General features: G+C 51.3%; 26 protein-coding genes. 11 read left to right on the forward strand and 15 right to left on the reverse strand.

All coding sequences use genetic code 11. The features are described 5' to 3' along the window. Window positions 1-62 precede the first annotated feature (62 nt). On the forward strand, window positions 63-1,055 hold the full coding sequence (gene pldB / locus LF929_RS01290) for a lysophospholipase L2 (RefSeq protein ID WP_210175191.1): 993 nt from the start codon (window positions 63-65) through the stop codon (window positions 1,053-1,055). Between the two features lie 52 nt (window positions 1,056-1,107). Next, on the forward strand, window positions 1,108-1,917 hold the full coding sequence (gene yigL, locus LF929_RS01295; protein WP_038906482.1) for a sugar/pyridoxal phosphate phosphatase YigL: 810 nt from the start codon (window positions 1,108-1,110) through the stop codon (window positions 1,915-1,917). On the opposite strand, the gene glpQ is transcribed toward yigL, so the two are convergent. Continuing rightward, window positions 1,896-2,984, reverse strand: a complete 1,089-nt coding sequence (gene glpQ, locus LF929_RS01300) for a glycerophosphodiester phosphodiesterase (protein WP_226092818.1) — start codon at window positions 2,982-2,984, stop codon at window positions 1,896-1,898. The two genes, yigL and glpQ, sit on opposite strands and share 22 nt — an antisense overlap. Before the next feature lie 186 nt (window positions 2,985-3,170). Next, the gene (gene glpT / locus LF929_RS01305) at window positions 3,171-4,520 is read right to left on the reverse strand and encodes a glycerol-3-phosphate transporter (protein ID WP_038909231.1); all 1,350 of its coding nucleotides are present in this window, start codon (window positions 4,518-4,520) and stop codon (window positions 3,171-3,173) included. A gap of 300 nt (window positions 4,521-4,820) precedes the next feature. Here glpT and glpA point away from each other — a divergent pair, with 300 nt between their 5' ends. From glpA to LF929_RS01325, 4 genes are all read left to right on the forward strand, one after another. Continuing rightward, a complete protein-coding gene (gene glpA / locus LF929_RS01310; RefSeq protein WP_226092817.1) occupies window positions 4,821-6,464 on the forward strand; it encodes an anaerobic glycerol-3-phosphate dehydrogenase subunit A in 1,644 nt (547 codons plus the stop codon). Next, on the forward strand, window positions 6,454-7,704 hold the full coding sequence (gene glpB / locus LF929_RS01315) for a glycerol-3-phosphate dehydrogenase subunit GlpB (protein WP_226092816.1): 1,251 nt from the start codon (window positions 6,454-6,456) through the stop codon (window positions 7,702-7,704). Before glpA ends, glpB begins: the two co-directional genes overlap by 11 nt. Then, window positions 7,701-8,903, forward strand: coding sequence for an anaerobic glycerol-3-phosphate dehydrogenase subunit GlpC (gene glpC / locus LF929_RS01320; protein WP_038905901.1), 1,203 nt, complete (start codon window positions 7,701-7,703; stop codon window positions 8,901-8,903). The genes glpB and glpC overlap by 4 nt, the downstream gene beginning before the upstream one ends. Before the next feature lie 575 nt (window positions 8,904-9,478). After that, complete coding sequence (locus tag LF929_RS01325; protein ID WP_038909227.1) at window positions 9,479-10,177, forward strand: pirin family protein; 699 nt, start codon at window positions 9,479-9,481, stop codon at window positions 10,175-10,177. A gap of 59 nt (window positions 10,178-10,236) precedes the next feature. Here LF929_RS01325 and LF929_RS01330 read toward each other — a convergent pair whose 3' ends face one another. The 9 genes from LF929_RS01330 to LF929_RS01370 all read right to left on the reverse strand — a co-directional run bounded on the left by LF929_RS01330 (window position 10,237) and on the right by LF929_RS01370 (window position 17,763). Then, entirely contained in the window at window positions 10,237-10,668 is a 432-nt protein-coding gene (locus tag LF929_RS01330) for a mucin protein (RefSeq protein ID WP_226092815.1), read from the reverse strand. A 505-nt stretch (window positions 10,669-11,173) separates the two neighbouring features. Further along, window positions 11,174-12,037, reverse strand: a complete 864-nt coding sequence (locus LF929_RS01335; protein ID WP_226092814.1) for an SUMF1/EgtB/PvdO family nonheme iron enzyme — start codon at window positions 12,035-12,037, stop codon at window positions 11,174-11,176. Between the two features lie 8 nt (window positions 12,038-12,045). Then, window positions 12,046-12,621 carry a carbapenem biosynthesis protein CpmH gene (locus LF929_RS01340; protein ID WP_210177422.1) on the reverse strand — a complete coding sequence of 192 codons (576 nt, stop codon included), beginning with the start codon at window positions 12,619-12,621 and terminating at the stop codon, window positions 12,046-12,048. Continuing rightward, window positions 12,578-13,045: a CpmJ protein gene (locus LF929_RS01345; protein WP_226092813.1), complete on the reverse strand. Its 468-nt coding sequence runs from the start codon at window positions 13,043-13,045 to the stop codon at window positions 12,578-12,580. The genes LF929_RS01340 and LF929_RS01345 overlap by 44 nt, the downstream gene beginning before the upstream one ends. A gap of 107 nt (window positions 13,046-13,152) precedes the next feature. Next, window positions 13,153-13,425, reverse strand: coding sequence for a 2Fe-2S iron-sulfur cluster binding domain-containing protein (locus tag LF929_RS01350; protein ID WP_038909225.1), 273 nt, complete (start codon window positions 13,423-13,425; stop codon window positions 13,153-13,155). Beyond that, window positions 13,422-14,552, reverse strand: a complete 1,131-nt coding sequence (locus LF929_RS01355) for a proline dehydrogenase family protein (protein WP_210177421.1) — start codon at window positions 14,550-14,552, stop codon at window positions 13,422-13,424. Before LF929_RS01355 ends, LF929_RS01350 begins: the two co-directional genes overlap by 4 nt. 108 nt (window positions 14,553-14,660) lie before the next feature. After that, window positions 14,661-15,476 (reverse strand): TauD/TfdA family dioxygenase, encoded by an 816-nt coding sequence (locus LF929_RS01360; protein ID WP_226092812.1) that lies wholly within the window; start codon window positions 15,474-15,476, stop codon window positions 14,661-14,663. Between the two features lie 19 nt (window positions 15,477-15,495). Beyond that, window positions 15,496-16,248: an enoyl-CoA hydratase/isomerase family protein gene (locus tag LF929_RS01365; protein WP_038909222.1), complete on the reverse strand. Its 753-nt coding sequence runs from the start codon at window positions 16,246-16,248 to the stop codon at window positions 15,496-15,498. Window positions 16,249-16,251: 3 nt separating this feature from the next. Further along, entirely contained in the window at window positions 16,252-17,763 is a 1,512-nt protein-coding gene (locus LF929_RS01370; protein WP_210175184.1) for an asparagine synthase C-terminal domain-containing protein, read from the reverse strand. A 342-nt stretch (window positions 17,764-18,105) separates the two neighbouring features. On the opposite strand from LF929_RS01370, the gene gntR reads away from it, so the two are divergent. After that, on the forward strand, window positions 18,106-19,104 hold the full coding sequence (gntR, locus tag LF929_RS01375) for a gluconate operon transcriptional repressor GntR (protein ID WP_016942909.1): 999 nt from the start codon (window positions 18,106-18,108) through the stop codon (window positions 19,102-19,104). Between the two features lie 8 nt (window positions 19,105-19,112). Here gntR and LF929_RS01380 read toward each other — a convergent pair whose 3' ends face one another. Both LF929_RS01380 and LF929_RS01385 read right to left on the reverse strand, forming a co-directional pair. Further along, a complete protein-coding gene (locus LF929_RS01380) occupies window positions 19,113-19,631 on the reverse strand; it encodes a gluconokinase (RefSeq protein WP_038909220.1) in 519 nt (172 codons plus the stop codon). A 107-nt stretch (window positions 19,632-19,738) separates the two neighbouring features. Continuing rightward, entirely contained in the window at window positions 19,739-19,882 is a 144-nt protein-coding gene (locus LF929_RS01385; protein ID WP_193744485.1) for a hypothetical protein, read from the reverse strand. A gap of 56 nt (window positions 19,883-19,938) precedes the next feature. Between LF929_RS01385 and gntT the strand changes: the two genes are divergently transcribed. Continuing rightward, window positions 19,939-21,255, forward strand: coding sequence for a gluconate transporter (gntT, locus tag LF929_RS01390; RefSeq protein ID WP_210175183.1), 1,317 nt, complete (start codon window positions 19,939-19,941; stop codon window positions 21,253-21,255). A 99-nt stretch (window positions 21,256-21,354) separates the two neighbouring features. Here gntT and LF929_RS01395 read toward each other — a convergent pair whose 3' ends face one another. Further along, a complete protein-coding gene (locus LF929_RS01395) occupies window positions 21,355-21,948 on the reverse strand; it encodes a YhgN family NAAT transporter (RefSeq protein WP_019845825.1) in 594 nt (197 codons plus the stop codon). Window positions 21,949-22,147: 199 nt separating this feature from the next. On the opposite strand from LF929_RS01395, the gene asd reads away from it, so the two are divergent. From asd to LF929_RS01410, 3 genes are all read left to right on the forward strand, one after another. Further along, complete coding sequence (gene asd / locus LF929_RS01400) at window positions 22,148-23,248, forward strand: aspartate-semialdehyde dehydrogenase (RefSeq protein WP_038905895.1); 1,101 nt, start codon at window positions 22,148-22,150, stop codon at window positions 23,246-23,248. Window positions 23,249-23,499: 251 nt separating this feature from the next. Further along, a complete protein-coding gene (nikR, locus tag LF929_RS01405; protein WP_038905894.1) occupies window positions 23,500-23,916 on the forward strand; it encodes a nickel-responsive transcriptional regulator NikR in 417 nt (138 codons plus the stop codon). 368 nt (window positions 23,917-24,284) lie between these two features. Next, a complete protein-coding gene (locus LF929_RS01410) occupies window positions 24,285-24,497 on the forward strand; it encodes a cold shock domain-containing protein (protein ID WP_012768004.1) in 213 nt (70 codons plus the stop codon). A 189-nt stretch (window positions 24,498-24,686) separates the two neighbouring features. Here LF929_RS01410 and LF929_RS01415 read toward each other — a convergent pair whose 3' ends face one another. Then, window positions 24,687-26,372 carry a sensor histidine kinase gene (locus LF929_RS01415; RefSeq protein ID WP_226092833.1) on the reverse strand — a complete coding sequence of 562 codons (1,686 nt, stop codon included), beginning with the start codon at window positions 26,370-26,372 and terminating at the stop codon, window positions 24,687-24,689. Window positions 26,373-26,658 lie beyond the last annotated feature (286 nt).

Here is a 26,658-nt window from a genome sequence, read left to right on the forward strand (position 1 = left end):
GTCTTTGTGCTACCGCTCACAAAAATCACACTGCTCGGCATGATTGACCTCGGGAGAGCCTGATGAATCCGTATCCGGAATGCCTGCTGACCAGAGAGTGGCAGTACGCCGCATTTGTTACTGGTCCCTTGCTGGATTTCTGGCGACAGCGTCAGGAGGGTATGTTCATCGGGGTGGATGACGTGCCTGTACGTTTCGTGCGTTTTACCTCATCGTTGCATCGCCATTTGGTGGTGGTATTGCCCGGCCGTACCGACAGCTATGTAAAATACGCCGAGGTGGCCTATGACCTGTTCCAGTGCGGCTATGACGTTCTGATGATGGACCACCGTGGTCAGGGGCGTTCCGGTCGGTTGCTAAGAGACGGCCATCGTGGGCATGTTAACCGCTTTAGCGATTATGTGGACGACGTAGCGACGCTGTGGCAGCAACAGGTCGCGCCGGGGCCGTATACCCGGCGGTTTGCGCTGGCCCATTCAATGGGTGGCGCGATTCTGGCGCAGTTTCTGGCGCGTCAGCCACAGGCGTTTGATGCGGCGGCGTTGTGCGCGCCGATGTGCGGCATCCTGTTGCCGATGCCGCGCTGGCTTGCCTGGCGCATTCTGGAGTGGGCTGAACGTCGCCCGGGGATCAGGGACTACTATGCGATTGGTACCCGTCCGTGGCGGCCGTTGCCGTTTATGGCCAACGAGCTAACGCACAGCCGTGAGCGCTACCGCCGTCATGTCCGTTTTTATGCCGATGACCCGGATTTACGCATCGGCGGCCCGACCTATCATTGGGTACGGGAAGCGTTACTGGTAGAAGAACAGTTACTGCAACAAGCACCCGCCATCACCACACCGTTACTGCTGTTGCAGGCGCAAGAGGAGCAGGTGGTGGATAACCGCAGCCAGGACGCCTTTTGTCAGGCACTGGCGGCAGCCGGTCACCCGTGTGTGGGAGGCCGTCCTTACGTCGTTCGCGGTGCCCGTCACGACATTCTGTCAGAAAAGGATGCGATGCGGGCCGATGCCTTCGGGCAGATTCTGCAACATTTCAGCGATTATGATTAATACGTCTGTGCGGCCCGGCCGCCCGGCACCAGCGGAGGTTGAATTTCAACGTATGTACCCGATTGTTGCTTCCGATCTGGATGGCACACTGCTGTCACCCGATCACACCCTGTCACCCTATGCCAAGGAAACCCTGCGTCTGATGACGGAACAGGGGATTCATTTTGTGTTTGCCACCGGTCGCCACCATATGGATGTGGCGCAGCTTCGCGATAATCTGGCGATTAGCGCTTACATGATTACGTCGAATGGCGCTCGGGTACATAACACCGACGGTGAGCTGATTTTCAGCCATAATCTGGACCGCGACATCGCCCAGGAGCTGTATGGCATGGTGTATCACCACCCGGAAATCATGACGCATGTTTATCGCGATGATGAGTGGTTCCTGTGCCGCTCTCGTCCTGAGGAAGAGCGCTTTTTTACCGAGACGGTGTTCCGCTACAAACTGTTCGACCCGGATACACTGGGTACGGACGGTGTCGGCAAGGTGTTCTTCACCTGTGAGGATCACGACAAACTGCTGCCGCTGGAAGAAGCGCTTAACGCTCGCTGGGGTGATCGGGTGAATGTCAGTTTCTCCACCCTGAGCTGTCTGGAAGTGATGGCGGGCGGCGTTTCCAAAGGCCATGCGCTGGAACAGGTCGCTAAAATTCTCGGTCACACCATCAAGGACTGTATCGCCTTCGGTGATGGCATGAACGATTATGAAATGTTGTCGATGGCGGGCAAGGGCTGCATCATGAACAATGCCCACCAGCGACTAAAAGACATGCTGCCGGATAACGAAGTGATCGGCACCAACATCGAACAGGCGGTGCCTCGGTATCTGCGTCGTCTTTATCTCGGTGATGGGGCCTGAATCACCGGTTGCTCGTTATGCAAGAACGCGACGGCCTTGTCCGGGAAGTCGGTGAACAGGCCGTCGACATCGGCTTGCCGGTAAAGCAGGGCGTAGAGTGCGTTGACGTCGCTTGCGTATTTCGGCAGCCGGTCGGCGCGCACGGTGTAAGGATGTACCACCATGCCGCTGGCGTGCGCCTCTTTTACCAGCGGGCTGATAGCGACCTTGCCTGTGTCGCCGCTTAGCAACATGTGATAGTCGGGACCAACGCCATCGGCATAACGAGCGATTTTTTGCATGGCACCCGGCTTGAGCATCCAGTCGTAGTCATAGTTGACCCAGCGCCCGTCCGGTTGTTGCTGTTGGGTTTCCTGCCAGCGGGTTTCGGCGATCAGTTGCACCAGCTTCAGGTTCATCCCCAGCGCGGGCTCCAGTTCCGTTTTGATGCGCTGTAGCTCGTTGGCGTCAAAGCATTGCAGATAAACCCGATCGCTTTTTTGGGTGTAGCCGTACTGCTTCAGCACCTCCAGCACTGCGCGTGAAATATCCTTCCCTTCCTGACGGTGAAACCACGGTGCTTTGATCTCTGGATAAATCCCGATGTTTTTGCCGGTCGAGTGATTCAGCCCCTGAATAAACTCGATTTCGTCCTGAAAGGTGTGAACACGAAAATCCGATTTACCCATTGGGAAGCGGTTGGGGTAGCTCTGCACCGGTTTGCCGTCTTTCAGGTCAAACCCTTCGGTGAATTTAAGTGAGCGTATTTCTGCCAGCGTAAAATCGATGGCGTAGTAGCGGCCGTCGGCGCGAGCCCGGTCGGGGAAGCGACTGGCTACGTCGGTCACCCGGTCAAGGTAGTGATCGTGCAACACCACCAGCGCATTATCTTTGGTCATCACCAGATCCTGCTCCAGATAGTCCGCACCTTGTGCATACGCCATCGCTTTGGCGGGCAAGGTGTGTTCCGGCAGGTAACCGCTGGCCCCCCGGTGAGCAATCACGATTTTATCGCCGGTTTGCGCCAGTGCGCCGAGGGATATCGCCAGCGCGACACCGGCCAATAACGGTTTGAACAGAGGAATCATGTCAGCGTCCTTTTTCAGTGGAAGAAAGATAGGCTGTGTGTATTGCTGCGTTTCACATGAGCAGGTTGTTTCATATGAATGCGTGTTGATAACCCCCCACCGGGCCAGTTCGACCCGGTGGGGGGAAGGCTCATGGTTTCACCGTCAATGAGGTTTCAGTGAGTAAACCATGGCGTGATGACAGAATCAGGCGCGTTTCGCCAGTTCTGCTTTGTGTTTGGTCTCGTTGATCATAGTCAGCACCAGCAGCAATACCGCCAGCACACTACCGCCGATCATGACCAGGAAGCCGCCGTTCCAGCCGAAGAAATCGACGGTGTAGCCGACGATGGCGCTGGCAGCGACCGAACCGCCCAGATAACCGAACAGGCCGGTGAAGCCCGCAGCGGTACCGGCGGCTTTCTTCGGTGCCAGTTCCAGCGCGTGCAGGCCAATCAGCATAACCGGGCCGTAAATCAGGAAGCCGATGACGATCATGCAGATCATATCCACGTTGGGGTTGCCGGCCGGGTTCAGCCAGTACACCACGGTGGCGATGGTCACCAGTGTCATGAAGAACACCCCGGTCGCGCCACGGTTACCTTTGAACACTTTGTCGGACATCCAGCCGCACAACAAGGTGCCTGGAATACCGGCGTATTCGTACAGGAAGTAAGCGATGGACGATTTATCCAGCGCGAAGTGCTTCACTTCTTTAAGGTAGGTTGGCGACCAATCGAGAATGCCGTAACGCAGCAGGTAGACGAACACGTTGGCGAAAGCGATGTACCACAACAGTTTGTTGGGGAACACATACTGCATGAAGATTTCTTTCGCGGTCAGTTCCTGTTCATCTTTCTCACTGTAATCTACCGGGTAATCGTTTTTGTATTCTTCGATCGGCGGCAGACCGCAGGATTGCGGGGTGTCACGCATCATGGCGAAAGCGAACAGCGCGACCAGAATGGCGGCGAAGGCCGGCATATAGAGTGCGGCTTTCCAGTCGTTGAACCAGGCCATCCCCAGCAGGAACAGTAACGGTGGAATGCCGCCACCCACGTTATGGGCGCAGTTCCAGATAGACACGATGCCGCCACGCTCTTTCTGTGACCACCAGTGCACCATAGTACGGCCACACGGCGGCCAGCCCATGCCCTGGAACCACCCACAGACGAACAACAGCACAAACATCACCATGATGCTGGATGTCGCCCACGGCACGAAGCCCATAAACAGCATGACTGCGGCAGCCAGAATCAAACCGGCAGGTAGAAAGACTCGCGGATTGGAGCGGTCTGATACCGACCCCATGATAAATTTGGAAAACCCGTAGGCGATGGAAATACCGGACAAGGCAAACCCGAGATCACCTTTGGAAAAACCCTGTTCGACCAGATAGGGCATCGCCAGCGCGAAGTTCTTTCTGACCAGATAGTAGGCGGCGTAGCCAAAAAAGATCCCCAGAAAAATCTGCCAGCGTAACCGGCGGTAGAGTGGGTCTACCTGATGTTCCGCCACGCGCGGGCGATGTGCCGCAGGCTTGAAAATACTCAGCATAAATAAACGATCCCCGATAGTTATTTTCTATAACGCTCGTCAGCGTAGCGAATGCGCGCCATCGTCAATGTGAGTCAGTACGCAATTGTTACACTTTTATGACGTCGGGCGCTATTTTGAGCTTTAAGTAACACAAATGAAATAATGATTTTCCATTTTCGGGTGATTTGAATCACATATCTGCCGTTTTCTCTAGATTTTATTTTCGTTTTTTGAGTGTTTTTGTTCTTTATCAATCATTGTGGCGTTGATTTATGTCCCACTACAGACAGGCATGATCCGGACTGAGGTAAAACGGCAATGGCAAACAACGGTTTGCGGCGAGAAACGGATGTAGTGATTATCGGCGGCGGCGCCACGGGGGCGGGAACAGCCCGCGACTGCGCGTTGCGCGGGTTGCGCTGCCTGTTGCTGGAACGGCATGACATCGCTACCGGTGCCACTGGTCGCAATCATGGATTGCTACACAGCGGTGCGCGCTATGCAGTTACCGATGCGGAGTCTGCCCGTGAATGTATTGAGGAAAACCAGATTCTGCGGCGCATCGCCCGTCACTGTATCGAGCCGACCGATGGGCTGTTTCTGACCTTGCCGCAGGATGATATCGACTATCAAACCCGGTTTATCGCCGCTTGTCAGCGCGCGGGTATCAGGGCGCAGGCCATCGACCCGCAGGAAGCTTTGCGGCTGGAGCCCGCTGCGAATCCGGCGTTGATCGGAGCTGTGCGCGTGCCGGACGGTACAGTTGATCCCTTCCGGTTAACCGCCGCCAATATGATCGATGCCTGTGAACACGGTGCGGAAGTGCTGACTTACCACGAGGTCATTGGGTTACTCCGTCAGGGCGAACGTGTCGTTGGCGTGCGCGTTTTCGACCATAAACGTCAGGTGGCCAGTGAAATTTATGCACAAGTGGTGGTGAATGCGGGCGGCATCTGGGGGCAACGTATCGCCGAATATGCCGACCTGAATGTGCGTATGTTCCCCGCCAAAGGCGCGTTGCTGATTTTGGGGCACCGCATCAATAACCGGGTGATTAACCGCTGCCGCCCACCGGCTGACGCCGACATTCTGGTACCTGGCGATACTATCTCGCTGATTGGTACCACCTCGACCCGCATCGACTACGACCAGATTGACCACATGACGGTGACGCCGGAGGAAGTGGATACGCTAATTCGCGAAGGCAGCATGCTGGCACCGCAATTGGCTCAGACCCGTATTTTACGTGCTTACGCTGGGGTGCGACCGCTGGTGGCGAGTGATAACGACCCCTCCGGGCGTAGTGTCAGTCGCGGCATCGTGTTGCTGGACCATGCCAGCCGTGACGGACTGGAAGGCTTTGTGACCATTACTGGCGGCAAGCTGATGACCTACCGGCTGATGGCGGAATGGGTAACCAACAAAGTCTGCGAAAAGCTTGGTCACCGCGCCGAATGTACGACGGCGTCTCGCCCGTTGCCGGGGTCGGAAACCACGGAACCTGACAGACCGCAGGCAGCTTCGTCGCTTTCAGCACCGCTGCGTGGTTCGGCGATTTACCGTCACGGGCATCGTGCCGCGCCGCTGGTTTCCGGTCACCGGGTGGACAGCAGTCTGGTGTGTGAATGTGAAGCCGTGACGGCAGGCGAGGTGCGTTACGCGGTTGAGTCGCTGCAGGTGAACAACCTTACTGACCTGCGCCGACGTACCCGTGTCGGCATGGGGACCTGTCAGGGGGAATTATGCGCCTGCCGCGCCGCAGGCCTGTTGTGCCGATTGGGGCAATCCACACCGCAACAGGCGGTGTCGCAATTGAGCCAGTTCCTTAACGAGCGCTGGAAAGGCATGCGGCCCATCGCCTGGGGAAACACGTTGCGGGAAAGCGAATTTACCAGTTGGATTTATCAGGGCTTGTGCGGACTGACCGAACGCCCGGAGCAGGAGAACGGCGATGCATTATGACGTAGTGATCATTGGCGGTGGGCTGGCGGGGTTAACCTGCGGCATTCGCCTGCAAGAGCAGGGTAAACGCTGCGCTGTGGTCAGCGTCGGGCAGAGTGCGTTGACCTTCGCCTCCGGCGCACTGGATCTGCTGGCGACATTGCCGGACGGCACTGCGGTCGAGCAGCCGCTGACCGCGCTGGATGAACTGGCCGCGCAGGCACCCTACCACCCTTATACCCTGATGGGCAAAGCACGAGTCAGCCAGCTGGCGGTGGATGCCGAAGCCTTGCTGGCGCGCTGTGGTTTGTGGTTGCGCGGCGATAGTGGCAGCAACCACCAGCGCCTGACCCCGTTGGGCAAATGGCACCCCTGCTGGTTAAGCCCGTCAGATAGCGTTACGCGTGGCTTGTCGGGGTCACCCGCGTGGCGGCAGCCGTTGGTTGCTGGCATTGAAGGGTTTATGGATTTTCAGTCCCGACTGGTCGCCGGAGAATTGCAGGCACAGGGGATTGCGGCACGCGCCGATGATCTGCGCTTACCGCTGCTGGATGCGCAGCGGCAGAACGCCAGTGAGTTCCGTTCACTGGCTATCGCTCGTGTGCTGGATACCCCGGCTGGTATCGCGGCGTTGGCGGAAGAGCTGATGACGCGGGCGAGCGGCAATGATGCCGTTATATTGCCTGCCTGTCTGGGGCTGGAAGCCCAGGGGCAATTGAATGCTGCATTGGGTAAACCGGTCGGGCTGCTGGCGACGTTGCCTCCTTCGTTGCCGGGCATGCGCTTGCATCAGGCGCTGCTGGGGCGTTTTCGCCAGACCGGCGGGACGCTGATGCCGGGAGATAAAGTGTTGTCAGCGCAAGCGCGCGAAGCGGGGGTCGCCTTGTATACCCGCAGCCACGGCGAAGTGCCGCTGCGTGCCGAGCACGTGGTACTGGCAAGCGGGAGTTTTTTCAGCAACGGTCTGGTGGCGGAACGCGATCGGGTGGTGGAGCCGGTGTTTGGCCTGGATGTCGATTTCCTGCCGACCCACGAGGACTGGAGTCAGTCCAACCTGTTTGCTGCTCAGCCTTATCTGCAATTTGGGGTCATCGCGGACGAGCAGTTACACCCGTCTATCGACGGCCACACCCAACACCGCTTGTATGCGATTGGCTCGGTATTGCGGGGGTATGACCCGTTACGGCAGGGGTGTGGCGGCGGGGTTTCACTGCTGAGCGCGCTATACGCCGCTGAGATGATCATAAGGGGGAACCGATGATGAGCCGGTCTGACACCAGTTTTGAGAATTGCATCAAATGTACCGTTTGTACTACTGCCTGCCCGGTCGCACGCGTCAATCCGTTCTACCCAGGGCCAAAACAAGCTGGGCCAGATGGTGAGCGGTTACGGCGTAAAGACCCGGCATTATTTGACGAGGCGTTGAAGTATTGCACCAACTGCAAACGCTGCGAGGTGGCGTGCCCATCGGATGTCAAAATTGGCGACATCATCCAGCGTGCCAAAGCCAGCCATAGCCAGCATCGTCCGACATTGCGTGACGCTATCCTCAGCCACACGGATTTGATGGGGTCTGTCGCGACGCCGTTTGCGCCACTGGTGAATACGCTGACCGGGCTGAAACCCATGCGTCAGTTGCTGGATAAAGCACTGAAAATTGACCATCGCCGCCAGTTGCCGCGCTATTCCCACGGTACTTTCCGCAGTTGGTACCGTCGGCAGGCGGCACAGCAGTTGCAGTTTGCCGATCAAGTGGCTTATTTCCACGGGTGCTACGTTAACTACAATCATCCACAACTGGGCCGTGACCTGATCCGTGTGTTTAACGCGATGGGCGTCGGGGTTCAGTTGCTCACCAAAGAGAAGTGCTGCGGTGTGGCGCTTATCGCCAACCGTTTTCTCGATAAAGCCCGCAAGCAGGCGAACTTCAATCTGGCTTCGCTGGATGAGGCTATCAACAATCGCGGTCTGCCGGTTATTGCAACATCGTCCAGTTGTACCTTTACGCTACGCGATGAATACCCCCATCTGTTGGGGCTGGACAACCACCACGTGCGTGATGGCATAGAGCTGGCGACTCGCCACCTTTATCGCTTGCTGGATCAAGGTCGAACATTGCCGTTGCAACCGTTGCCGCTACGGGTGGTGTATCACACGCCCTGTCATCTGGAACGAATGGGGTGGACGGCGTATACCCTGGAATTACTGCGACGCATTCCGGGTCTGGAGTTGCAGGTACTGGATTCTCAGTGCTGCGGTATCGCCGGAACTTACGGTTTTAAAAAGGAAAACTATGACACCGCGCAGGGGATTGGCGCGCCGTTGTTCCGACAGATCGAAGCCAGTGGTGCTGATCTGGTAATTACCGATTGTGAGACCTGCAAATGGCAGATTGAAATGTCGACCAGTAAAGCCTGCGAACACCCCTTCAGCTTGCTGGCCAGAGCGCTGCCCGCGTAAAGCCCTGCTCACGTAAAGCCCCCATGTTGAACCTCGCCTTCCCGGTTATTTGCTCCGGGAGGGCACACCGCGCTATTTCCCTTCCTTTTTCAATGGTTAGACATCAACCACTTGATTCTGAAAAATAATTTTTTGGGATACTGGCAGGAATAACGGGCACGTCAGCCGGAACAGGCTGCCCGGCGAACATTTTCTTTAGATTGAACAAAAAATCGCTTTACAGATGCAAATGATAATGATTATTATTGTCATGCGTTCCGGGAAAGCCTAATGAATCCATCTCTGTGACTCATCGCGGTTTTGCTGTGAAGGCACGACATTGCTCACATTGCTTCCAGTATTACTTAGCCAGCTCGGGTGCTGGCTTTTTTTTATCCTGAATTTTTTGGAATCTAATTTCCAAATATTGTTCCTGTTAACGCTGTTGCTGCTATCCCTGGCCGCCATCCTATGGGCTATCGCATTGCGATATCAAAAATTTCTCCCGGAAATTTTTTGAATAGAGCGGTGAGTTTTTTAGGCTTTCTTATTCCCGGCTGGTCGCTAGACTGAAAAAAACATTCGAGGAGCGCAACATGATTTATTTACGCAAAGCACAAGATCGCGGCCATGCTAACCACGGCTGGCTGGATAGCTGGCACACGTTTTCGTTTGCCGATTACTACGATCCGGATTTTATGGGGTTTTCCGCACTGCGGGTGATCAATGAAGACTATATCGAAGGTGGGCAGGGTTTTGGAACCCACCCGCACCGGGATATGGAAATTCTCACCTATGTGCTGGAAGGCACCGTGGAACATCAGGACAGTATGGGCAATAAGGAACAGATCCCGGCAGGAGAGTTCCAAATAATGAGCGCTGGCACCGGGATCCGCCACTCCGAGTACAACGCCAGCCAGGACAAACTGCTGCATTTGTACCAGATTTGGGTGATCCCGGAAAAAACCGGCCTGACGCCGCGTTATGAGCAGCGCCGTTTCGATGCGCCGCAAGGCCGCCAACTGGTGTTGTCACCGGATGCCCGCGACGGATCGCTAAAAGTATTTCAGGACATGACGTTGTGGCGCTGGGCGCTGAAGGCGCAGGAAGCGTCGTCCTATCAGACTCAACAGGGCCGTGTGTTATGGATTCAGGTGGTGCGAGGCACGATTGAGATCAACGGTCAGCAGGCGGTCACCAGCGATGCGCTGGCTATCTGGGATGAAGACGCCATCACGGTGCGTGCCAGCGAAGACAGCGAAATCCTGTTGTTTGATTTGCCGCCGGTAAAGTGACCGGCGCATGTCGGTAAAGGCGAGCCCAGTGAGCTCGCCTTTATTTTTGATGACAAGACTTACGATGGCTGCGTTGTCGGAGTATCCGCTTCGCTGCTGGTTGTCACCGGCGTCGACTGGATGGTAATACCATCGCTGGAGGTGCCCGGCGTATAAACGACGCGACCCGCCGTGGTAGTGACGGGGTTATCGGTACTGGTTGCTTTTTTTAACAGGTCGCCGTAGGTCACCAACGTGATGGGCCCGTCTTCTGAAATGGTCACGTGGGAAGACTGAGGCGGCTCAATACCTGCTTTTTTTGCGTCGAAATAAGCCATAGCTTTACGCAGGGCTTCCTCGCTGGCTGGTTGGTTATTCGTGATGTCTGGTTTTGAATCTATATTGACATGGTACCCACCCGTTTCTTCAGATTTGGTGATCGTGATTTTCGGGCTTGATCTTACGATTGAGGGGGTGGCGGCGTACGCTCCAGTTTGAGAAATGCTAGTCATATTATTGTCTCCAGAGTGTTATTAATGCTGCCAGTGGCAGCCAGATTTATCAGCATCGATACCCGTCATACTTCACGTTATAGGTGTGTTGACGTTATAGCAGTGTTGGCCGTATTACTTGCCCTGCAAGGACGCAACACATTGCGCGGTGCAACACGTGAGTGTGTTGTCCTACTGAGGGTATCTATTCAGGTTTATTCGCTTTCACTGAGAGAAAGCCAGGTTTCTGTATCCCGACATTTTTTATGGCATGTGATGATGGGCGCCATTCCGGCAAGAATACAATAGTAGTACGTGAAACGACTTATAATAAAAAATCATTTATGACCGTGTTACTTCATTAAAAACTAATTAATTTATTTTCGCTTTTAGTTTGTTCATTAATAAAATTAATAGTCATAAAATAATGTGAGTGGGTAAATGTCAGTATTCTGTTTTGTTGTTTCTATAGTACTGTTTCAGAGAGGGATACACCATGCTGCTTATGGTGCTTCCCGATTTGATGTCAAAGAGGTGCCGGTCTGACTAGCCTGAAACCGATATCCGAGGTCGGGAAATTTGGTGTATGAACATCGCACTCCGACAGGTTGCTGATGCGCATCAGGTAACTACCGCCACAGAAGTAGTGCATGTTATTAATGCCTGTCATATGAAAATCGTCATCGATCCACTCCCACACATTACCGGTCATATCGTATAAACCAAGTGCATTGGGTCGCTGGTGTGCGACAGGTTGGGTACTAAAGGTTGTACTGTTGTCTTTAGGCATATTGGCGATGTTAGCCGGGTTATTGCTACCGGAATAAATTTGGCCATATGTACCTAGGCGTAAAGCGGCTTCGCCGCCGCGTGCGGCGACTTGCCACTCATTTAATGAAGGTAGACGATATCCTGTTGCGGCGGGGTTCCTGACTACCTTGAAGGCCGGGTCTTGAGGTACTGATGTGATAGGTCGTCCATCGGTGGTCAGATAATACGGCGTCAGCTGTTGTGAAGCACTTAACGCATTGGCGAAGATCACTGTGTCCCACCAGGAAATGGTCGTGACGGGGTGCTGGCCATTATCCCGCTCTGTGGGCAGGCAATCATCGAAGTGACCGCCGTTACAGCCATTTTCAAAAAGATAGCCGTGATTGTCTGCCCATTGAAACATATGCTGATATTGAGAATAGGTGATTTCCGTTCGCATGATATAAAAGGATTTGAGGATGACATTAGTGTGGCTGGTGTAGTCTTTGTCGCCAAAAATATTACCGACATAAAATGCGCCGCCTTTGATGGCGATTTCCTCAGGCATTAATTTTGGCTGTGCCGCGTGCGCGAGCTGACCAAGCAGTAATACTCCATAAAGAATAGCATTGTGTTTCATAACGTTTTTCAATAATCCAGATTTAAGGGTTCAGGGGGTGACTGTATTTTTGGCGCACCGCCGATGGCTGTGCGAATCGTAACTTGATATTGGGTATGCTGAATACCTCTCAGCCAGTTGTCCAGTTCGGAGAAGGCGTAACGAATATCTTTATTTTTTGCCCAGTCAGGCAGCCCTTCAATACGGTAGGTGTAATTTATCAGTACCAGTTCGGGTGATATGGATTCATAGTGTGTGACTTGGTGCAGTTTGATTCTGCCATAACAGAAATCGCCATAAGGCATAAAGTGACGTTTCCCTGACTGGGTTAATGACCAGGTAGTGTCATTATCCTGACTGTTTTTTTTTACTAATCCAGCTGATACCAGAGCATTTAACCGCCCGGATAACCATGATACCTCCGTACGGGATGTTCGTACCGGCCATTTTTTTTCTCCCAGACAAGGTGTATACCAGCTATCGATAAACGCCTGTGTCAGGCGTGTGTAATAACGCAGGCGTTCGGGTTGCTGTGCACCGGCATACTTGGGGAGTAGTAAACTACATAACAGAGCAGAGATAACGATAGTCGTCCAGGACTTCATAAGCAGAACCATATTTTCCTGTTGTGGTTAACGTCTTTTCAATAACCCAGCTATAAGGGGGAACACCTGGGTCATTGTGGCTTTCTACCAGTGTGTAAACTGTTAGTTTAATGGGTTGCGGGGCTGTCAGGTCATCGCCTTTTTTTTCAACACTGATCAGCTTTTTCTCATTGTTATGACGATAAAGCCGATAATCGAAAATATTGATACGAGAAGCCGACAGACTATAGTCAAACCAAACGAACACATCGCTATTAGGAACCGGGACTATGCTATAGTCGCTACCATTTTTGATATAAAAGCTCAGCCCCCGATTAGGGTGGGAGGTATTATTATCAAAAAAAGATAGAATGGCTAAATCTTTCTTATCGTGACTAATGAGGGAAAGGTAATTTACTCCCTGCTTTATTTTCTCCTCTTGCATACAGTTCGCGTAACTGTTTTTAATAACACAAATGGCTAATATGGTTACAGCTACTCTAATAGTGCAGGAAAACATTAGCGTCCTTTTATTAAGTCTGGTAAGTAAATCTACTGGACTTCTATCTCAATATTGCTTAAAGGTTGTGTACAGCAAGGCAGAATATAGCCACTTTTTATGTCATCCCGGGATATCCCTCCGGTGTGCTGCATATCCGCTTCTCCCTGAATCAGTTTGACTTTACAAATACCACAATGCCCAGCATTGCAATGATACTTGAGTGGTATTTCTGCCTGATATGAGGACACAAGTATAGTCTCTTCTTCTATGAGAGGGAATATTTGACCGGTGTTTTTTATTTTGCAGGTGAAGTCTTTTTTCATAACACAATCCTCTTTATTCGGCGATGAAGTTCTTTTCTGATAAGCTTTCTTTCTGTGGAAAATGTGGTTGAGGAGATAGCATTTTCCTCAATTCGTCTTAGCAGATAGGGTAATGACTTTTTTAATGGCCCGAATGGCACATACTTACATACGGAAAAACCCTCATGATTAAGCGCCCAGGTAATATGGTCCCCCATACCATATAGCTGACCAAACCAGATGTTTTCCTTTAATGTCGGACTTTGTCGGATCAACGCTAGGCTATGCTCATTGTGCGTGGCGAAAAAAGGAGAGATACGGTCAATGTGATCGGCAACAAACTGAATAGCACTGTTATAATTATTATCCGTTTCGGATTTTTCAGTAAAACAGTGATCGTGACTGATGCGATTCTCCTCTTCAAGGTAAGCGCCTCGCACCAGTTTTATACCTAGATAGAAATGATGTTCACATGCCTGTTGGTAATACTCTTTCAGTCGTCCGAGTTTATCTCTACAGTAAAATTGTAGTGTCAATGTCAACAGAGGATAGTTTTGATTATATTTCCTCATCATATTTACAATGAAGTTGTCTACAGCCGGTTGTATCCATGATTGCTCAGCATCGACCATGATCCTGACTTTTTTATCGCTAGCGGCGTCAAAGATTTGGATATACCGTTCGGTCACAATTTCCCATTCTTGCCGCTGTTCTGGCGTCAGGTTTTGGTTAAGGGTGATGGCGCGGTATAACTCGATGCTGCCAAGGGATGAGGGTTTAATGACCACGAAGGGGATGTTTTTATTTTCAGCCGCGATGTCGATGAGAGAAAAAGTCTTACTCATAACATCATTATAGATCGACTCTGTATTCTCACCTTCAATAGCATAATCAATAATGCTATTGATGTTTTCTCTCCCTAACTCTGATGTGGTATGGGTCACCTGGCTTAATGTCTCGCCGCCAAAATAAATACCATTAACCAGTTTTAATACTGTGCCTCGGCTAATATGTAACGCTTTCTTTAAGGCGTAAATTGATACGGTTCGTGTCTTATTATTACCCAGTAATGCTGAGGATAACAGTTTGAATGTCAGCGTTCGGGTACGATATCGCGCGAATACCGACTCGATATTAATATTTTCCATTAAAGCCTCTACTTTTAAAACTGGCCGTAGTTTTAAAAAATAAAACCCATCATGCCAGCATGATGATGCCAGGCCAGTTAATAATAATAATCTTAATTATCTGTGGGGTTATACTTCGACGGTTTGACCACGATACAAGCGACGAATGATATTGTCATCATTAAACTCTTCGCGTTCATGGATTACTCGCCTGTTATCCATAATTAAAAGGTCTGCATCTTCCCAGTAATGTTTGTAGAAGTAGCGGGGCTGTTTCATGAACGTCCCTAATTCGCCGAAGAACGCTTTTGTTTCATATTCGCTAAATCCGACGATGCGAGGTTCCCAGCTTGCTGGTTGGCCTTCATCAAATGGGAAGTAAATCAACATTTTCCTTACCCATCCCAAGTCTGTGAACACCGGGACTTTAAACCAACCGGCTGGAGAAACGTCGACGTAATACCCATGTTCTAAAACTCGGACTTCAAATGTTTCTTCTTCTAAAACCCTACGGAGATGAGTTGGCATTTCCTGACAGGCTAACACATGGTCACAGATTGTTGTCGCACCTCTGAATTTCAGATTTTTAATTTCAGCTGAATAAAGGAATACTTGGTCGACCTGTGAAAGCAATAATCCACCATCTGCATGGAATGGTAATTGTCCACGTCCGGTGACAATTTTCCCTTTTTCACCGTCCAGTTTTAAGGTGTCTTTATAGCCGAAACCAACACCAATTTTCTCATCGGCATACTCGACGATTTTGCCATATGCTGAGTATGTATCTCTGAATTGATTGGCGTCCATGGCAATGTTTTTTACCAGTAGGAAACCTTGACGCATGAGTAGGTTTTTTATCTCGTCTGGTTTGGCTTCCATGAAATCACTGCTACTCATTTTTGCGCCAAAACCTGAATCCATGAGTGAGGTATAGTTTAATAACATGTTACTTAGCTTTCCTTTTTTAGTACTTTTTTCCGAGGATATGATGAAAATGCTTTTGTGCATCTCGTGCACCAAAAGCGGCTTTATGAACCTCTTTAGATTCAACTCTTGTTTTCTCAAGGAGTTCGAGAAAATTCCGGTTAGTGGATTGTTTGGTTTTTGACAATGCTGCATACGGGTACGCTGCCAGTTCTTTTGCCAGCGAGAACGCACGTTCCAGTAGCAGATGCGATTCTACCTTTTCGTTCACAATGTGATGTGAAAGACAAAAGTCTTCATCCAACTCCTGACATTTAAAGATGATATCCTTCATCAGGTTATATCCATGGGTAAACGTCAGGATGGCTGCGCCAACAGAACATCCGATACCATGCTTGAGCTCAGGCATTACAAAACGCGCTCCGTTCGCCATAATTCGGTAGTCGAACATCAAGGCAAACTGAAATCCCATACCGATGGCATAGCCATCTACAGCAGCAATCGTTGGTTTATTAATGTGAAGTACGGCTTCGTAAAGGTCGATGACACGATCGATCCAGCGCTCAACATCAGCGCCGCCGGAAAGATTTTTTACTTCATTAAAGTCACCGCCTGCGGAAAATGAGCATCCTTTGCCCCCATAAACAACAATAGCGTTAACCGTCGGGTCGTCATTTGCATCTTTTAACGCAGCTTTAACCGCATTTTCCAGGTCCTGATTAAAAGGATTATGCTTATTAGGGTGGTTAAGTGTAATTACTCTCACATTATCACGAGTTTCTTTAAGTATCATTTTTTAATCCGTTATCAGTTTGCGTAGATGATCACTGGTAGCATTTTCTAGCGAGAGAGTATTTTCCAGGAAAGATTTATAAACTCGATAAGTAAAGCGGGTTTTATGACTATAGTTATCAACATGAAGGCCAAGTATATTAGCAAATGATTTGTTAACCGATGAACCCTCATGAATTCCGATTTTCTTTCGCCAGACAATTTCTTTGGGGAGTAAGTTTAATTTCTCGGTATACTCTCTGAGTATGTTTTTTACTTCATTATCTTTGATTTTATAATCAGGGTTAAGATTCCTACAAAGAGAAATTAAGTCATTGTTCCAGAATGGATGATTAAGCTGTAGTCCATAATGAGCGGCACCATGTGAAACAAACTCTCCCGTCCAGCGAGTCCGATAAACCTGCTCACAAAGTATTTTATTAGGCGATGAATATTTTTCACCAGGTTTTAATATGCCACCAAATAATAGGTCTGAACCATAGCCTGTCATCATGACGCTTACATGATTCTGTGCCATTCGGTAGACATTAAACAATCCTGACTGTATCTCTGCGGAGAGACCATCAAAAATTTCATTATGATAGATAGCCTCGATAACACCATTGATAACATCAGATTCTGTCAGTATCTTGACATGATGCTCAGTACCAATTGCATCTGCGACCATTTGGGAGTATTCAAACTCGTTGCTGAGCTCTGTACCTATGGACCAGGTTTTGATGTGCTGAAAAAACTGGCTGGCCAGTGCGGTTATCAGGCTTGAATCCAGACCACCAGATAATGGAATACCGACGGTCTGATGCGTATGTACCAGAGATCGAAAGGGGGCTTTTAGATAACTGTCAATCAGTTCAAACAGGGTGTCTTTAGCTATATTCAACTGTCTTTCGGTATTGGAAGGATAAATACTATCATTACTCAGATATTCATAACCCTGCATATCTTTCTTTATCTGATTGATAGAGCCAGGTTTGAGTCTGGTGGCATTTTTTATCGGTGTAAACGTATCTGAATGTAGCGCATTTTGTATGACTTCATCTTCATGCATGAAATCAAAAATGCTTTTTTGAACGATGCGGCCAACAAATTTTAGCCGATCTGTTATCCAGAGCGATGTTTGATCATGAATAACATGTACAGGCATAAATCCATTAGGGTCAGTAAGTAAGGTTAATTCGCCTTTCTTATTTTCTTTAAAAAAGAAAAAACTTCCTTCTGCCAGTGATAGAGCTTGTGTTCCAAGGTATAAAAAAAGCGTATGTAGTAATTCAATATCACTTAAGCTCCAGGCTGAAGCATCATAGCGTCCGGCAAGGCCTTCAAGTAATCGTCTATTACTTATTGTTCCAATCAGGTAGAGCGTTTCGTTATCCATCTCCATTTTGTTAAATGGAGATTTATCTCCAATAAATAGGTATCCATTTTGCAGGTTTTCTATTTTTAATGGTAGGCCTGTAATGTCTTTTTTAATATTAAAACATACATCGCCCTTGGCAATGCAAAAGCCACTTTTCATTTCATTTCCTTGTTTTTTACAACTGATCTAATTCGGAAACAAAAATACAACAAATTGTGTTTTTTTGAAATAAGAATTAAATATAAAAAGATAATAAAAAATTATCTATTATCTTTTTATTTCATTAATAAAAAAATTAAATTCATTGCTGATATATACTTATATTATTCTTATATTATTTATTAAATAATATTATTGATAATGGGGTGGTAATGAAATAAATAATAATATTATTAATTCTATATCCAATCATGTCCATTGTAATAACCTGTATTCAGGTTCATATCCTGCTAACCATTTCTTTAGTACAATCGGCGTTTTGAGTCGCGGGGATGTCAACGGATGATAAAGAAAAAAAGACCGGTATTGCAGGATGTCGCCGACCGGGTTGGGGTGACCAAAATGACGGTCAGCCGCTATTTGCGTAACCCGGAACAAGTCTCTGAAGCGTTGCGAGGCAAAATCGCCGCTGTGCTGGATGAATTGGGTTACATTCCCAACCGAACGCCGCATATTCTCGCTAATTCTACCAGCCGGGCCATCGGCGTGTTGCTACCATCGCTCACCAACCAGGTATTTGCCGAGGTGTTGCGTGGCATTGAAAAAGTGGCGGAATCGCAAGGCTATCAAACCATGCTGGCGCACTACGGCTACCAGCCGGAAGTGGAAGAACGGCGTCTGATGTCGCTGCTGGCTTATAACATCGACGGGTTGATTCTTGCTGAGCGCAACCATACGGCGCGTACCCGTCAGATGATTGCAGTGGCCGGGATCCCGGTTGTGGAGCTGATGGACTCGGTATCTCCCTGCCTCGATATGGCTGTGGGGTTTGATAATGTGGATGCCGCACGCCAGATGACGCGTTATATGATTGCGCGCGGTCGCCGCCGCGTGGTGTACCTCGGCGCACGTCAGGATGAACGCACGTTATTAAAGCAACGGGGTTATGAACAAGCGATGGCGGAGGCCGGGCTTGCCAGCTACAGCGTGATGAGTGAAAGCCCCTCGTCTTATACGTTGGGCGGCGAGCTGTTGCGTCGTGCACAGGCGGAATACCCACAGCTCGATAGCCTGTTTTGTACCAATGATGACCTGGCGATTGGTGCCATGTTCGAATGCCAGCGGCAGGGGTTACGCGTTCCCGAACAGATGGGGATTGCCGGTTTCCACGGCCATGATATCGGACAAACCACGGTGCCACGGCTCACCAGCATACTGACACCGCGTAAGCGCATTGGCGAGATCGGTGCGGCACAGTTGCTGGCGCGCCTGCACGGCGAAACCTTGCCGACGACCCGTGTGGACGTCGGCTTTACCGTACAAGTGGGAGAAAGCGTCTAGGGCCGGGGTCAGCGTGGCAGGCGAGCGCGCAATGCCTCGACACACCGCGCTACCACCTGGTCCATCGGGCCGTTGATATCCACGGTGATGACATCGGCTTCGGTTTCGTCCGGCTCTTCCAGTGCATCAAATTGGCTTTGCAGCAGACCCGTCGGCATAAAATGGCCGGCGCGTGCCTGATGGCGCTGCAAAATGACGTCAAAACTGCCTTTCAGGTAGAGAAAAACTATGCCGTCGTTGCCGTCCCGTAGCCGATCGCGGTAGCGCTTTTTCAAGGCGGAGCAGACGATAATGCCGGTTTCATTTTTATGCAGCAGACTGTAGGCGGCATCGTTCAGGCGCTCCAGCCAGGGGGCGCGGTCATCGTCATTGAGCGGCTGGCCGCTGGCCATTTTCTGGATATTGGCCTTGGGATGCAGATCGTCGCCATCAATAAACTTGGCGTGAATGGCTTGTGCCAACTGGGCTCCCACGCTGGATTTCCCGCTGCCGGAAACCCCCATCAGAATAATACTTTGTCCTGACATAATTTGATCTCTATCCCAAACTGTAAATTAAATGCGTCGCGCAGGTTTCGTATTTTAACATGTTACCGGTATCATGATACCGGTAACATCGTGCAGTGTGATAGTTGTCACGCGATAGTCACCGCATGACAGCCATCACATTGGGTGGATGCGCTCCCGACGGGATGCAACGACGCATGCCTGTCACGACGCAGGTACGCCACTACTGTAGCGAAGGTGCTGATGCCACACCGGGAGCCTTCGCAAAACATAAGAAAATCCCCTGTCGTTGCCCGGCTCGCGCAGGCAGGGGTTGCCGGAGAGAGTTATGCCACTCGTGATTGTCGCTGTGGGTGTCGCACTGCTGTTGGTGCTGATGATCCGCTTTAAACTGAATGGTTTTATCGCACTGATTCTGGTTGCACTGGCTGTGGGCGTCATGCAGGGAATGCCGGTGCAAAAAGTGATGACCTCCATCAAAAACGGGGTGGGCGGTACGCTGGGTAGCCTGGCGCTGATCATGGGATTTGGCGCTATGCTGGGGAAATTGCTGGCGGACTGCGGCGGTGCACAGAGGATTGCCACCACGCTGATTCAGCGCTTTGGTCGTAAACATATCCAGTGGGCGATTGTGCTAACCGGGTTTACCGTTGGTTTCGCGCTGTTCTATGAAGTGGGGTTTGTGCTGCTGTTGCCGCTGGTGTTCAGCATTGTGGCCTCCGCCCGTATCCCATTACTGTACGCCGGTGTGCCAATGGCGGCGGCATTGTCCGTCACCCACGGTTTTCTGCCGCCGCATCCAGGGCCAACAGCGATTGCCTCGCTATTCCATGCCGATATGGGCAAAACCCTGCTCTACGGTACGTTGCTGGGGATCCCGACAGTGATTCTGGCGGGGCCGGTTTACGCCCGCTTCCTCAAGAAAATTGATAAGCCGATTCCGGAAGGGCTGTATAACCCGAAGCAGTTCACCGAAGAGGAAATGCCGGGCTTTACCGTTAGTGTAATGACCGCTCTGGTGCCGGTTATCCTGATGGCGCTGCGCGCCGTGGCGGAAATGATATTACCGAAGGGACACGCATTGTTGCCGTATGCCGAGTTCTTCGGCGACCCGGTGATGGCGACCCTGATTGCGGTGCTGATCGCGATTTTTACCTTCGGCCTGAACCGTGGTCGCAGCATGGATGAGGTGATGGGCACCATTACCGACTCGATTAAAATCATCGCCATGATGTTGCTGATCCTCGGCGGTGGCGGCGCGTTTAAACAGGTGCTGGTAGACAGCGGTGTAGACAAGTACATCGCCGGGATGATGCACGGTAGTAGCGTGTCGCCGTTGCTGCTGGGTTGGCTTATCGCCGCCGTGCTACGTCTGGCATTAGGGTCTGCCACCGTGGCCGCGCTGACCGCGGGGGGGATTGTGGCGCCGATTATCGCCACCAGCGGCGTCAGCCCGGAATTGATGGTGATTGCCGTGGGCTCTGGCAGCGTGATTTTTTCTCACGTCAACGACCCCGGTTTCTGGCTGTTCAAGGAGTATTTCAACCTGAGCATTCCGGAAACGCTGAAGTCATGGTCAGCGCTGGAAACCATTATCGCGGTGTGTGGTCTAGTCGGCACCCTGCTGCTGAGCTACGTGGTGTGATTGAATGTGATTAAGATGAGTCGGGGATAACCCCTCTTTCTCAGTCTCCGCCTGGTGTGGGAGACTGAGAGAACGGCCTGAGGCAACCGCGCCCAGATGCTAGAGTTTCAGGTAGGCCCGAATACCGTCCAGGAACATCTGGGTGGAGAGCATGACCAGTACCAGCCCCATCAGCCGTTCCAGCGCATTGACGCCTTTGTCGCCCAACAATCGCAGGAACAGGTTCGATAACAGCAGCACGACCACCGTAATGGCCCAGGCAATAAGCAGCGCCAGTGTCAGATGCGGCAATTGATTCGGGTACTGGTGGGAGAGCAGCATCAGTGCAGCCAGAATCGATGGCCCGGCCACCATCGGAATAGCCAACGGCACCAGAAACGGCTCATCACCGGCGGGCAAGCCGCTGGTAAAGCCTTCCTGCGTTGGGAAAATCATGCGGATGGCAATCAAAAACAACACGATACCGCCGGAAATCGACACGGTTTCTGTACGCAGATTCAGTATGGCCAGAATCTTCTCGCCCGCGAACAGGAACACCAGCATCACCCCCAGAGCGATGATCATCTCCCGAATCAGCACCACACGTCGCCGTTTGGGATCCAGGTGTTTCAGAACAGACATAAACACCGGCAGGTTGCCGAGTGGATCCATAATTAACAGCAACAGGACGGTTGCCGAGATCATTTCAGTCATGGTGGCGGTAAGCTCCTTTCATCACCCGTCTTCTGGCAGGCACATTAGGCCTGCTGCTGAAAACGCCTGAGTCATCGAATAAATTCACTTGCGACTTCTGATACATTTTGTAAGGTTGACAGACATCATTTTAAACTATGCTCCCTGCCTGAAATGGCAGTCGGATTGCTTTTTGTCACCCCCAGGCAGGACGGTTACCATGAAAAATGTTGGTTTTGTTGGCTGGCGCGGAATGGTCGGTTCGGTACTCATGCAGCGCATGGTGGAAGAACGCGATTTTGATTTAATCCGCCCGGTATTCTTTTCTACGTCGCAGCACGGTCAGCCAGCACCGGCGTTGGGCGGCCAGCAGGGTGTCCTGCAGGATGCCTACAATCTCGACGCGCTGCGCGCGCTGGATATTATCATCACCTGTCAGGGCGGCGATTATACCAATGAAATCTACCCAAAGCTGCGTGAAAGTGGCTGGCAAGGGTACTGGATCGACGCCGCATCCTCTCTGCGAATGAAAGATGACGCGATTATTATTCTGGACCCGGTTAACCACGGCGTTATCCAGTCCGGTCTGGATAAAGGCATCAAAACGTTTGTCGGTGGTAACTGTACCGTCAGCCTGATGCTGATGTCGCTGGGCGGCCTGTTCGCCAACGATCTGGTGGAGTGGGCATCTGTTGCCACCTATCAGGCGGCGTCCGGCGCGGGCGCGCGCAATATGCGTGAACTGTTGATTCAGATGGGCCAGTTGAACGCCGAAGTCGCCGCTGAACTGAGCGACCCGGCTTCCGCCATTCTGGATATCGAGCGCAAAGTGACAGCATTGTCACGCGGCGGTCTGGATGTGGAAAACTTCGGTGTGCCGTTGGCGGGTAGCCTGATCCCGTGGATCGACAAACAGCTGGAAAACGGCCAGAGCCGTGAAGAGTGGAAAGGCCAGGCGGAAACCAACAAGATTCTGAATACCGCCAGCACCATTCCGGTGGATGGTTTGTGTGTGCGTATCGGCGCGCTGCGCTGCCACAGCCAGGCGTTCACGCTGAAGCTGAAAAAAGATGTGTCGATTGCGGAAATCGAGCACATGCTGGCGACCCACAATGATTGGGTGAAAGTGGTGCCGAACGACCGCGAAATCACCATGCGTGAACTGACCCCGGCTGCGGTGACCGGTACGTTGTCTACCCCGGTGGGCCGTCTGCGTAAACTGAACATGGGGCCACAGTACTTGTCCGCTTTCACCGTTGGCGACCAGCTGCTGTGGGGCGCGGCTGAACCGCTGCGCCGCATGCTGCGCATCCTGTTGTAATCCTGTTCCCGCTAAAACGCGCCTGTTGGGCGCGTTTTACTGTTCTCCCTATCCCCATACACTCTCCTCGGGAGGCGGTGATCTTTTTCTGGCAATGGTTCGCGGTATTGTCCATTCTTATTTGTCCGTCAGGGATTTGAGCGCCGTTTTGCGCTGAATCACGATCATCATGATGAACCCCGGCATAATGGGATGACTGACCTGCGTGGCACCACGCCGGAGGATTTTTTGCGCTTTTTTGTGAGGCTGAGATGCAACGATTGACGATTTCTCTGGATGACCCGCTGGCTGAGGCGTTGGATGCGCTGATGCTGCGAAAAGGCTATGCCAACCGGTCGGAAGCGTTTCGCGACATGTTGCGGCGTGAATTGGGCGAAATGACGGTAGCACAGGATAAAAATGCCGAGTGTGTGGCGGTGCTGAGCTATGTGTATGACCATCACGAGCGTCAGCTGTCGAGCCGACTGGCCGGTATGCAACATGAACACCATCACCTGACCGTGTCCACCATGCACACCCACCTCAGCCATGACGAATGTGTGGAAACCGTGATTTTGCGTGGCCCTACCGAGCGAGTAGAGCAGTTTGCCGCGTCGGTCATCGCTCAGACCGGCGTGCGTCATGGGCAGCTGAATCTGATCCCGATGGAGCAGGCCGCTAAGGCATAGAGGCAGCAATACCGGTATTACTGTCAGCCGGTTTGCGGGTCAGGCTGGCGCCAGCGACGGTTGTGGTCGTGGCGAGAACGTACCGGGGCCAACCCATTAACTGTATGAATTATAAAAAATATAAAATATTTTCCTGCCGCAACAATACATAATGCTTGCTTTCATGCCTGATGAATGCGTTAATAGCGGCACGGTTTGTTAGTCAGACCTATTTATGTCAGGCATTTTACTAAAGTAGTCCTCAGTCCAAGCGTTATCCCTAGATATCACTTCCCCTGAATCTCTTTTTTTCTTGCTCATAAGTATTTCCTGCATTGCAGACCCCTGTTGCCCTTAAACGGGCTGGAAAAAAATTACGAGGTAATATGATGTCTAATAAAATGACTGGTTCAGTAAAATGGTTTAACGAATCTAAAGGTTTTGGCTTTATCAGCCCGGCTGATGGCAGCAAAGACGTATTCGTGCATTTCTCTGCAATTCAGAGCGACAGCTTCAAAACGCTGTACGAAGGCCAGAAAGTAGAATTCGTTATCGGCAACGGTCCGAAAGGTCCTTCTGCTGAGAACGTAGTAGGGCTGTAATTTCCCGGGTCATCCTCACCGACAATAGCGAAGATGGCGTTAGCCGGAGCAGTGACGTGATGTGATGCCGAGATCAGCCTAAGAACGGCTTCCCCCAGGGGAAGCCGTTTTTTATTTCAGGTATGCGTTTTATTTCAGGTATGCGTTTTATTTCGGGTATGAGTATGACTGCACCCGCCTGACACGCTCTTATCCCACCCTCAGCGGCACCCGTACCTGAACGCGGGTAAAGTGTTCCGGTTCACTGGTAACCGTGATGCCGTAATGATGGCCGTAGCGCGCCTTGATGCGCCGGTCTACCAGATTCATCCCCAGCCCGTCGCTACCGTTGCGGGGGTAATAAGTTCCGGCGTTATCCTCTATCGTGAGCTCCAGCATATTGGCGTGAGTACGGGCATCAATGCGCAGATAGCCGTTATCCAGCATGTGGGCGATGCCGTGCTTGATGGCGTTTTCCACCAGCGGTTGCAGGGAAAATGCGGGTAATCTGGCGGCCCTGAGCGATGTTGGCACGGCGATTTCCACTGTCAGCAGATTGGCGAAACGGGCCTTTTCAATATCAAGATAGGCGTTGATGTGCTCCAGCTCATCACTGAGCGCGACTTCATCACCGCTGCGTTTGAGGTTTTTACGAAAAAAGGTTGAGAGCGATAACACCAACTGACGGGCCTGATCCGGATTGCGGCGGATAATCGACGATAATGTATTGAGGGTGTTAAACAGGAAATGGGGGTTCACCTGCGCATGCAGGAGCTTGATTTCGGATTGTGCCAGTAACTGCTTTTGCTGCTCGAAACGACCCGCGAAGATTTGAGCCGACAGCAAATGGCCGATACCTTCCCCCAGCGTGCGGTTTATGCTGGAGAATAACTTGTTTTTCGGTTCATACAGCTTGATGGTGCCGATAACCCGCTGCTCTTCGCCACGCAGTGGGATAACCAGCGTAGACCCCAACTTACAGTGTGAAGACAGCGGGCAGCAAAACGGTACTTCGTTACCGTCAGCATACACCACCTGATTGCTGTCGATAGCCTGATGGGTATAGGACGACGTAATCAGCGAACCGGCGGTGTGGTGGTCGTCGCCTGCGCCGACAAAAGCCAGCAGCTTTTCCCGATCGGTGATGGCGACAGCGCCAACACCCAGTTCTTCATACAAGATACGCGCTACCCGCAGGCTGGTATCCGGATTAAATCCTTCCCGTAATACCCCTTCCGCCCTTGCCGCAATCTGCAAAGCACGCGCAGAAAACGCCGACGTGTATTTCTCAAACATAGCCCGGCGGTCCAGCAGGATCCGCATGAACATGGCTGCCCCGATACTGTTGGTGATGATCATCGGTAAGGCGATGTTTTTAACCAGTGTCAGTGCCTCGCCAAACGGGCGCGACAACAGCAAGATGATGCTCATCTGCAGTATTTCCACCAGCAGAGTGACAGCCGCGATAACCAACGGCTGAAACAACAGGTCGATACGGTGGCGGCGTAGCATATAACGATGTAGCAGGCCACCGGCCAATCCTTCCATGATGGTGGACACCATGCACGCCAGTGCGGTCATGCCGCCCAATGAATAGCGGTGCAGGCCGCCGGTCAGCCCCACCAGTACGCCGACCGTCGGCCCTCCCAACACACCGCCCAACAGCGCGCCGATGGCGCGGGTATTCGCGATGGAATCGTCAATATGCAGGCCGAAATAGGTGCCGAGGATGCAAAACATGGAAAACGTCAGGTAGCAGATCAGTTTATGCGGCAGATGAAGGGTGACCTGCGTCAGCGGAATGAATAGCGGTGTTTTGCTCAGCAAATACGCGATAACCAGATAGACGCACGTTTGTTGTAGCAATGACAGAATCAAATCGACCTGGCTGACCATCTCCACACACCTCCTTGTTGGATCAAGCAATTCTACGTGTTGTACACCAAGGTAACCCGAACAAGATCAATATTCGCTAACGCTATGATTAATTATTTTTTCTTATGGTTGTTGGAAGTAAAAATTTATCCAATATCTCAAATATTTTCTCTTTTCTTGACTAAGCTGAATCTTAGGCTTACCTGAAGAATACTTCGCAGCATCAACTATTACGGTGTTGTTGCACCTTTTCAGGTCGGCTCTCTTTTTATGGGGGTCAGGCTGGTTCCTTTTCTGTTATTGACTC

The sequence above is a fragment of the Dickeya oryzae genome, from assembly GCF_020406815.2.
Lineage (GTDB): Bacteria > Pseudomonadota > Gammaproteobacteria > Enterobacterales > Enterobacteriaceae > Dickeya > Dickeya oryzae.

Excerpts from the sequence above, each read along its gene's own strand:
- pldB (WP_210175191.1), top strand. The coding sequence starts at position 63 with ATGAATCCGTATCCGGAATGCCTGCTGACCAGAGAGTGGCAGTACGCC.
- gntR (WP_016942909.1), top strand. The coding sequence starts at position 18,106 with ATGATAAAGAAAAAAAGACCGGTATTGCAGGATGTCGCCGACCGGGTT.
- LF929_RS01355 (WP_210177421.1), bottom strand. The coding sequence starts at position 14,552 with ATGGAAAATATTAATATCGAGTCGGTATTCGCGCGATATCGTACCCGA.
- LF929_RS01360 (WP_226092812.1), bottom strand. The coding sequence starts at position 15,476 with ATGTTATTAAACTATACCTCACTCATGGATTCAGGTTTTGGCGCAAAA.
- LF929_RS01365 (WP_038909222.1), bottom strand. The coding sequence starts at position 16,248 with ATGATACTTAAAGAAACTCGTGATAATGTGAGAGTAATTACACTTAAC.
- LF929_RS01380 (WP_038909220.1), bottom strand. The coding sequence starts at position 19,631 with ATGTCAGGACAAAGTATTATTCTGATGGGGGTTTCCGGCAGCGGGAAA.
- asd (WP_038905895.1), top strand. The coding sequence starts at position 22,148 with ATGAAAAATGTTGGTTTTGTTGGCTGGCGCGGAATGGTCGGTTCGGTA.
- glpC (WP_038905901.1), top strand. The coding sequence starts at position 7,701 with ATGATGAGCCGGTCTGACACCAGTTTTGAGAATTGCATCAAATGTACC.
- glpA (WP_226092817.1), top strand. The coding sequence starts at position 4,821 with ATGGCAAACAACGGTTTGCGGCGAGAAACGGATGTAGTGATTATCGGC.
- yigL (WP_038906482.1), top strand. The coding sequence starts at position 1,108 with ATGTACCCGATTGTTGCTTCCGATCTGGATGGCACACTGCTGTCACCC.
- LF929_RS01330 (WP_226092815.1), bottom strand. The coding sequence starts at position 10,668 with ATGACTAGCATTTCTCAAACTGGAGCGTACGCCGCCACCCCCTCAATC.
- glpQ (WP_226092818.1), bottom strand. The coding sequence starts at position 2,984 with ATGATTCCTCTGTTCAAACCGTTATTGGCCGGTGTCGCGCTGGCGATA.
- LF929_RS01325 (WP_038909227.1), top strand. The coding sequence starts at position 9,479 with ATGATTTATTTACGCAAAGCACAAGATCGCGGCCATGCTAACCACGGC.
- LF929_RS01350 (WP_038909225.1), bottom strand. The coding sequence starts at position 13,425 with ATGAAAAAAGACTTCACCTGCAAAATAAAAAACACCGGTCAAATATTC.
- nikR (WP_038905894.1), top strand. The coding sequence starts at position 23,500 with ATGCAACGATTGACGATTTCTCTGGATGACCCGCTGGCTGAGGCGTTG.
- LF929_RS01345 (WP_226092813.1), bottom strand. The coding sequence starts at position 13,045 with ATGCAAGAGGAGAAAATAAAGCAGGGAGTAAATTACCTTTCCCTCATT.
- LF929_RS01335 (WP_226092814.1), bottom strand. The coding sequence starts at position 12,037 with ATGAAACACAATGCTATTCTTTATGGAGTATTACTGCTTGGTCAGCTC.
- glpB (WP_226092816.1), top strand. The coding sequence starts at position 6,454 with ATGCATTATGACGTAGTGATCATTGGCGGTGGGCTGGCGGGGTTAACC.
- LF929_RS01410 (WP_012768004.1), top strand. The coding sequence starts at position 24,285 with ATGTCTAATAAAATGACTGGTTCAGTAAAATGGTTTAACGAATCTAAA.
- LF929_RS01395 (WP_019845825.1), bottom strand. The coding sequence starts at position 21,948 with ATGACTGAAATGATCTCGGCAACCGTCCTGTTGCTGTTAATTATGGAT.
- gntT (WP_210175183.1), top strand. The coding sequence starts at position 19,939 with ATGCCACTCGTGATTGTCGCTGTGGGTGTCGCACTGCTGTTGGTGCTG.
- LF929_RS01340 (WP_210177422.1), bottom strand. The coding sequence starts at position 12,621 with ATGAAGTCCTGGACGACTATCGTTATCTCTGCTCTGTTATGTAGTTTA.
- glpT (WP_038909231.1), bottom strand. The coding sequence starts at position 4,520 with ATGCTGAGTATTTTCAAGCCTGCGGCACATCGCCCGCGCGTGGCGGAA.
- LF929_RS01370 (WP_210175184.1), bottom strand. The coding sequence starts at position 17,763 with ATGAAAAGTGGCTTTTGCATTGCCAAGGGCGATGTATGTTTTAATATT.
- LF929_RS01385 (WP_193744485.1), bottom strand. The coding sequence starts at position 19,882 with ATGTTTTGCGAAGGCTCCCGGTGTGGCATCAGCACCTTCGCTACAGTA.
- LF929_RS01415 (WP_226092833.1), bottom strand. The coding sequence starts at position 26,372 with ATGGTCAGCCAGGTCGATTTGATTCTGTCATTGCTACAACAAACGTGC.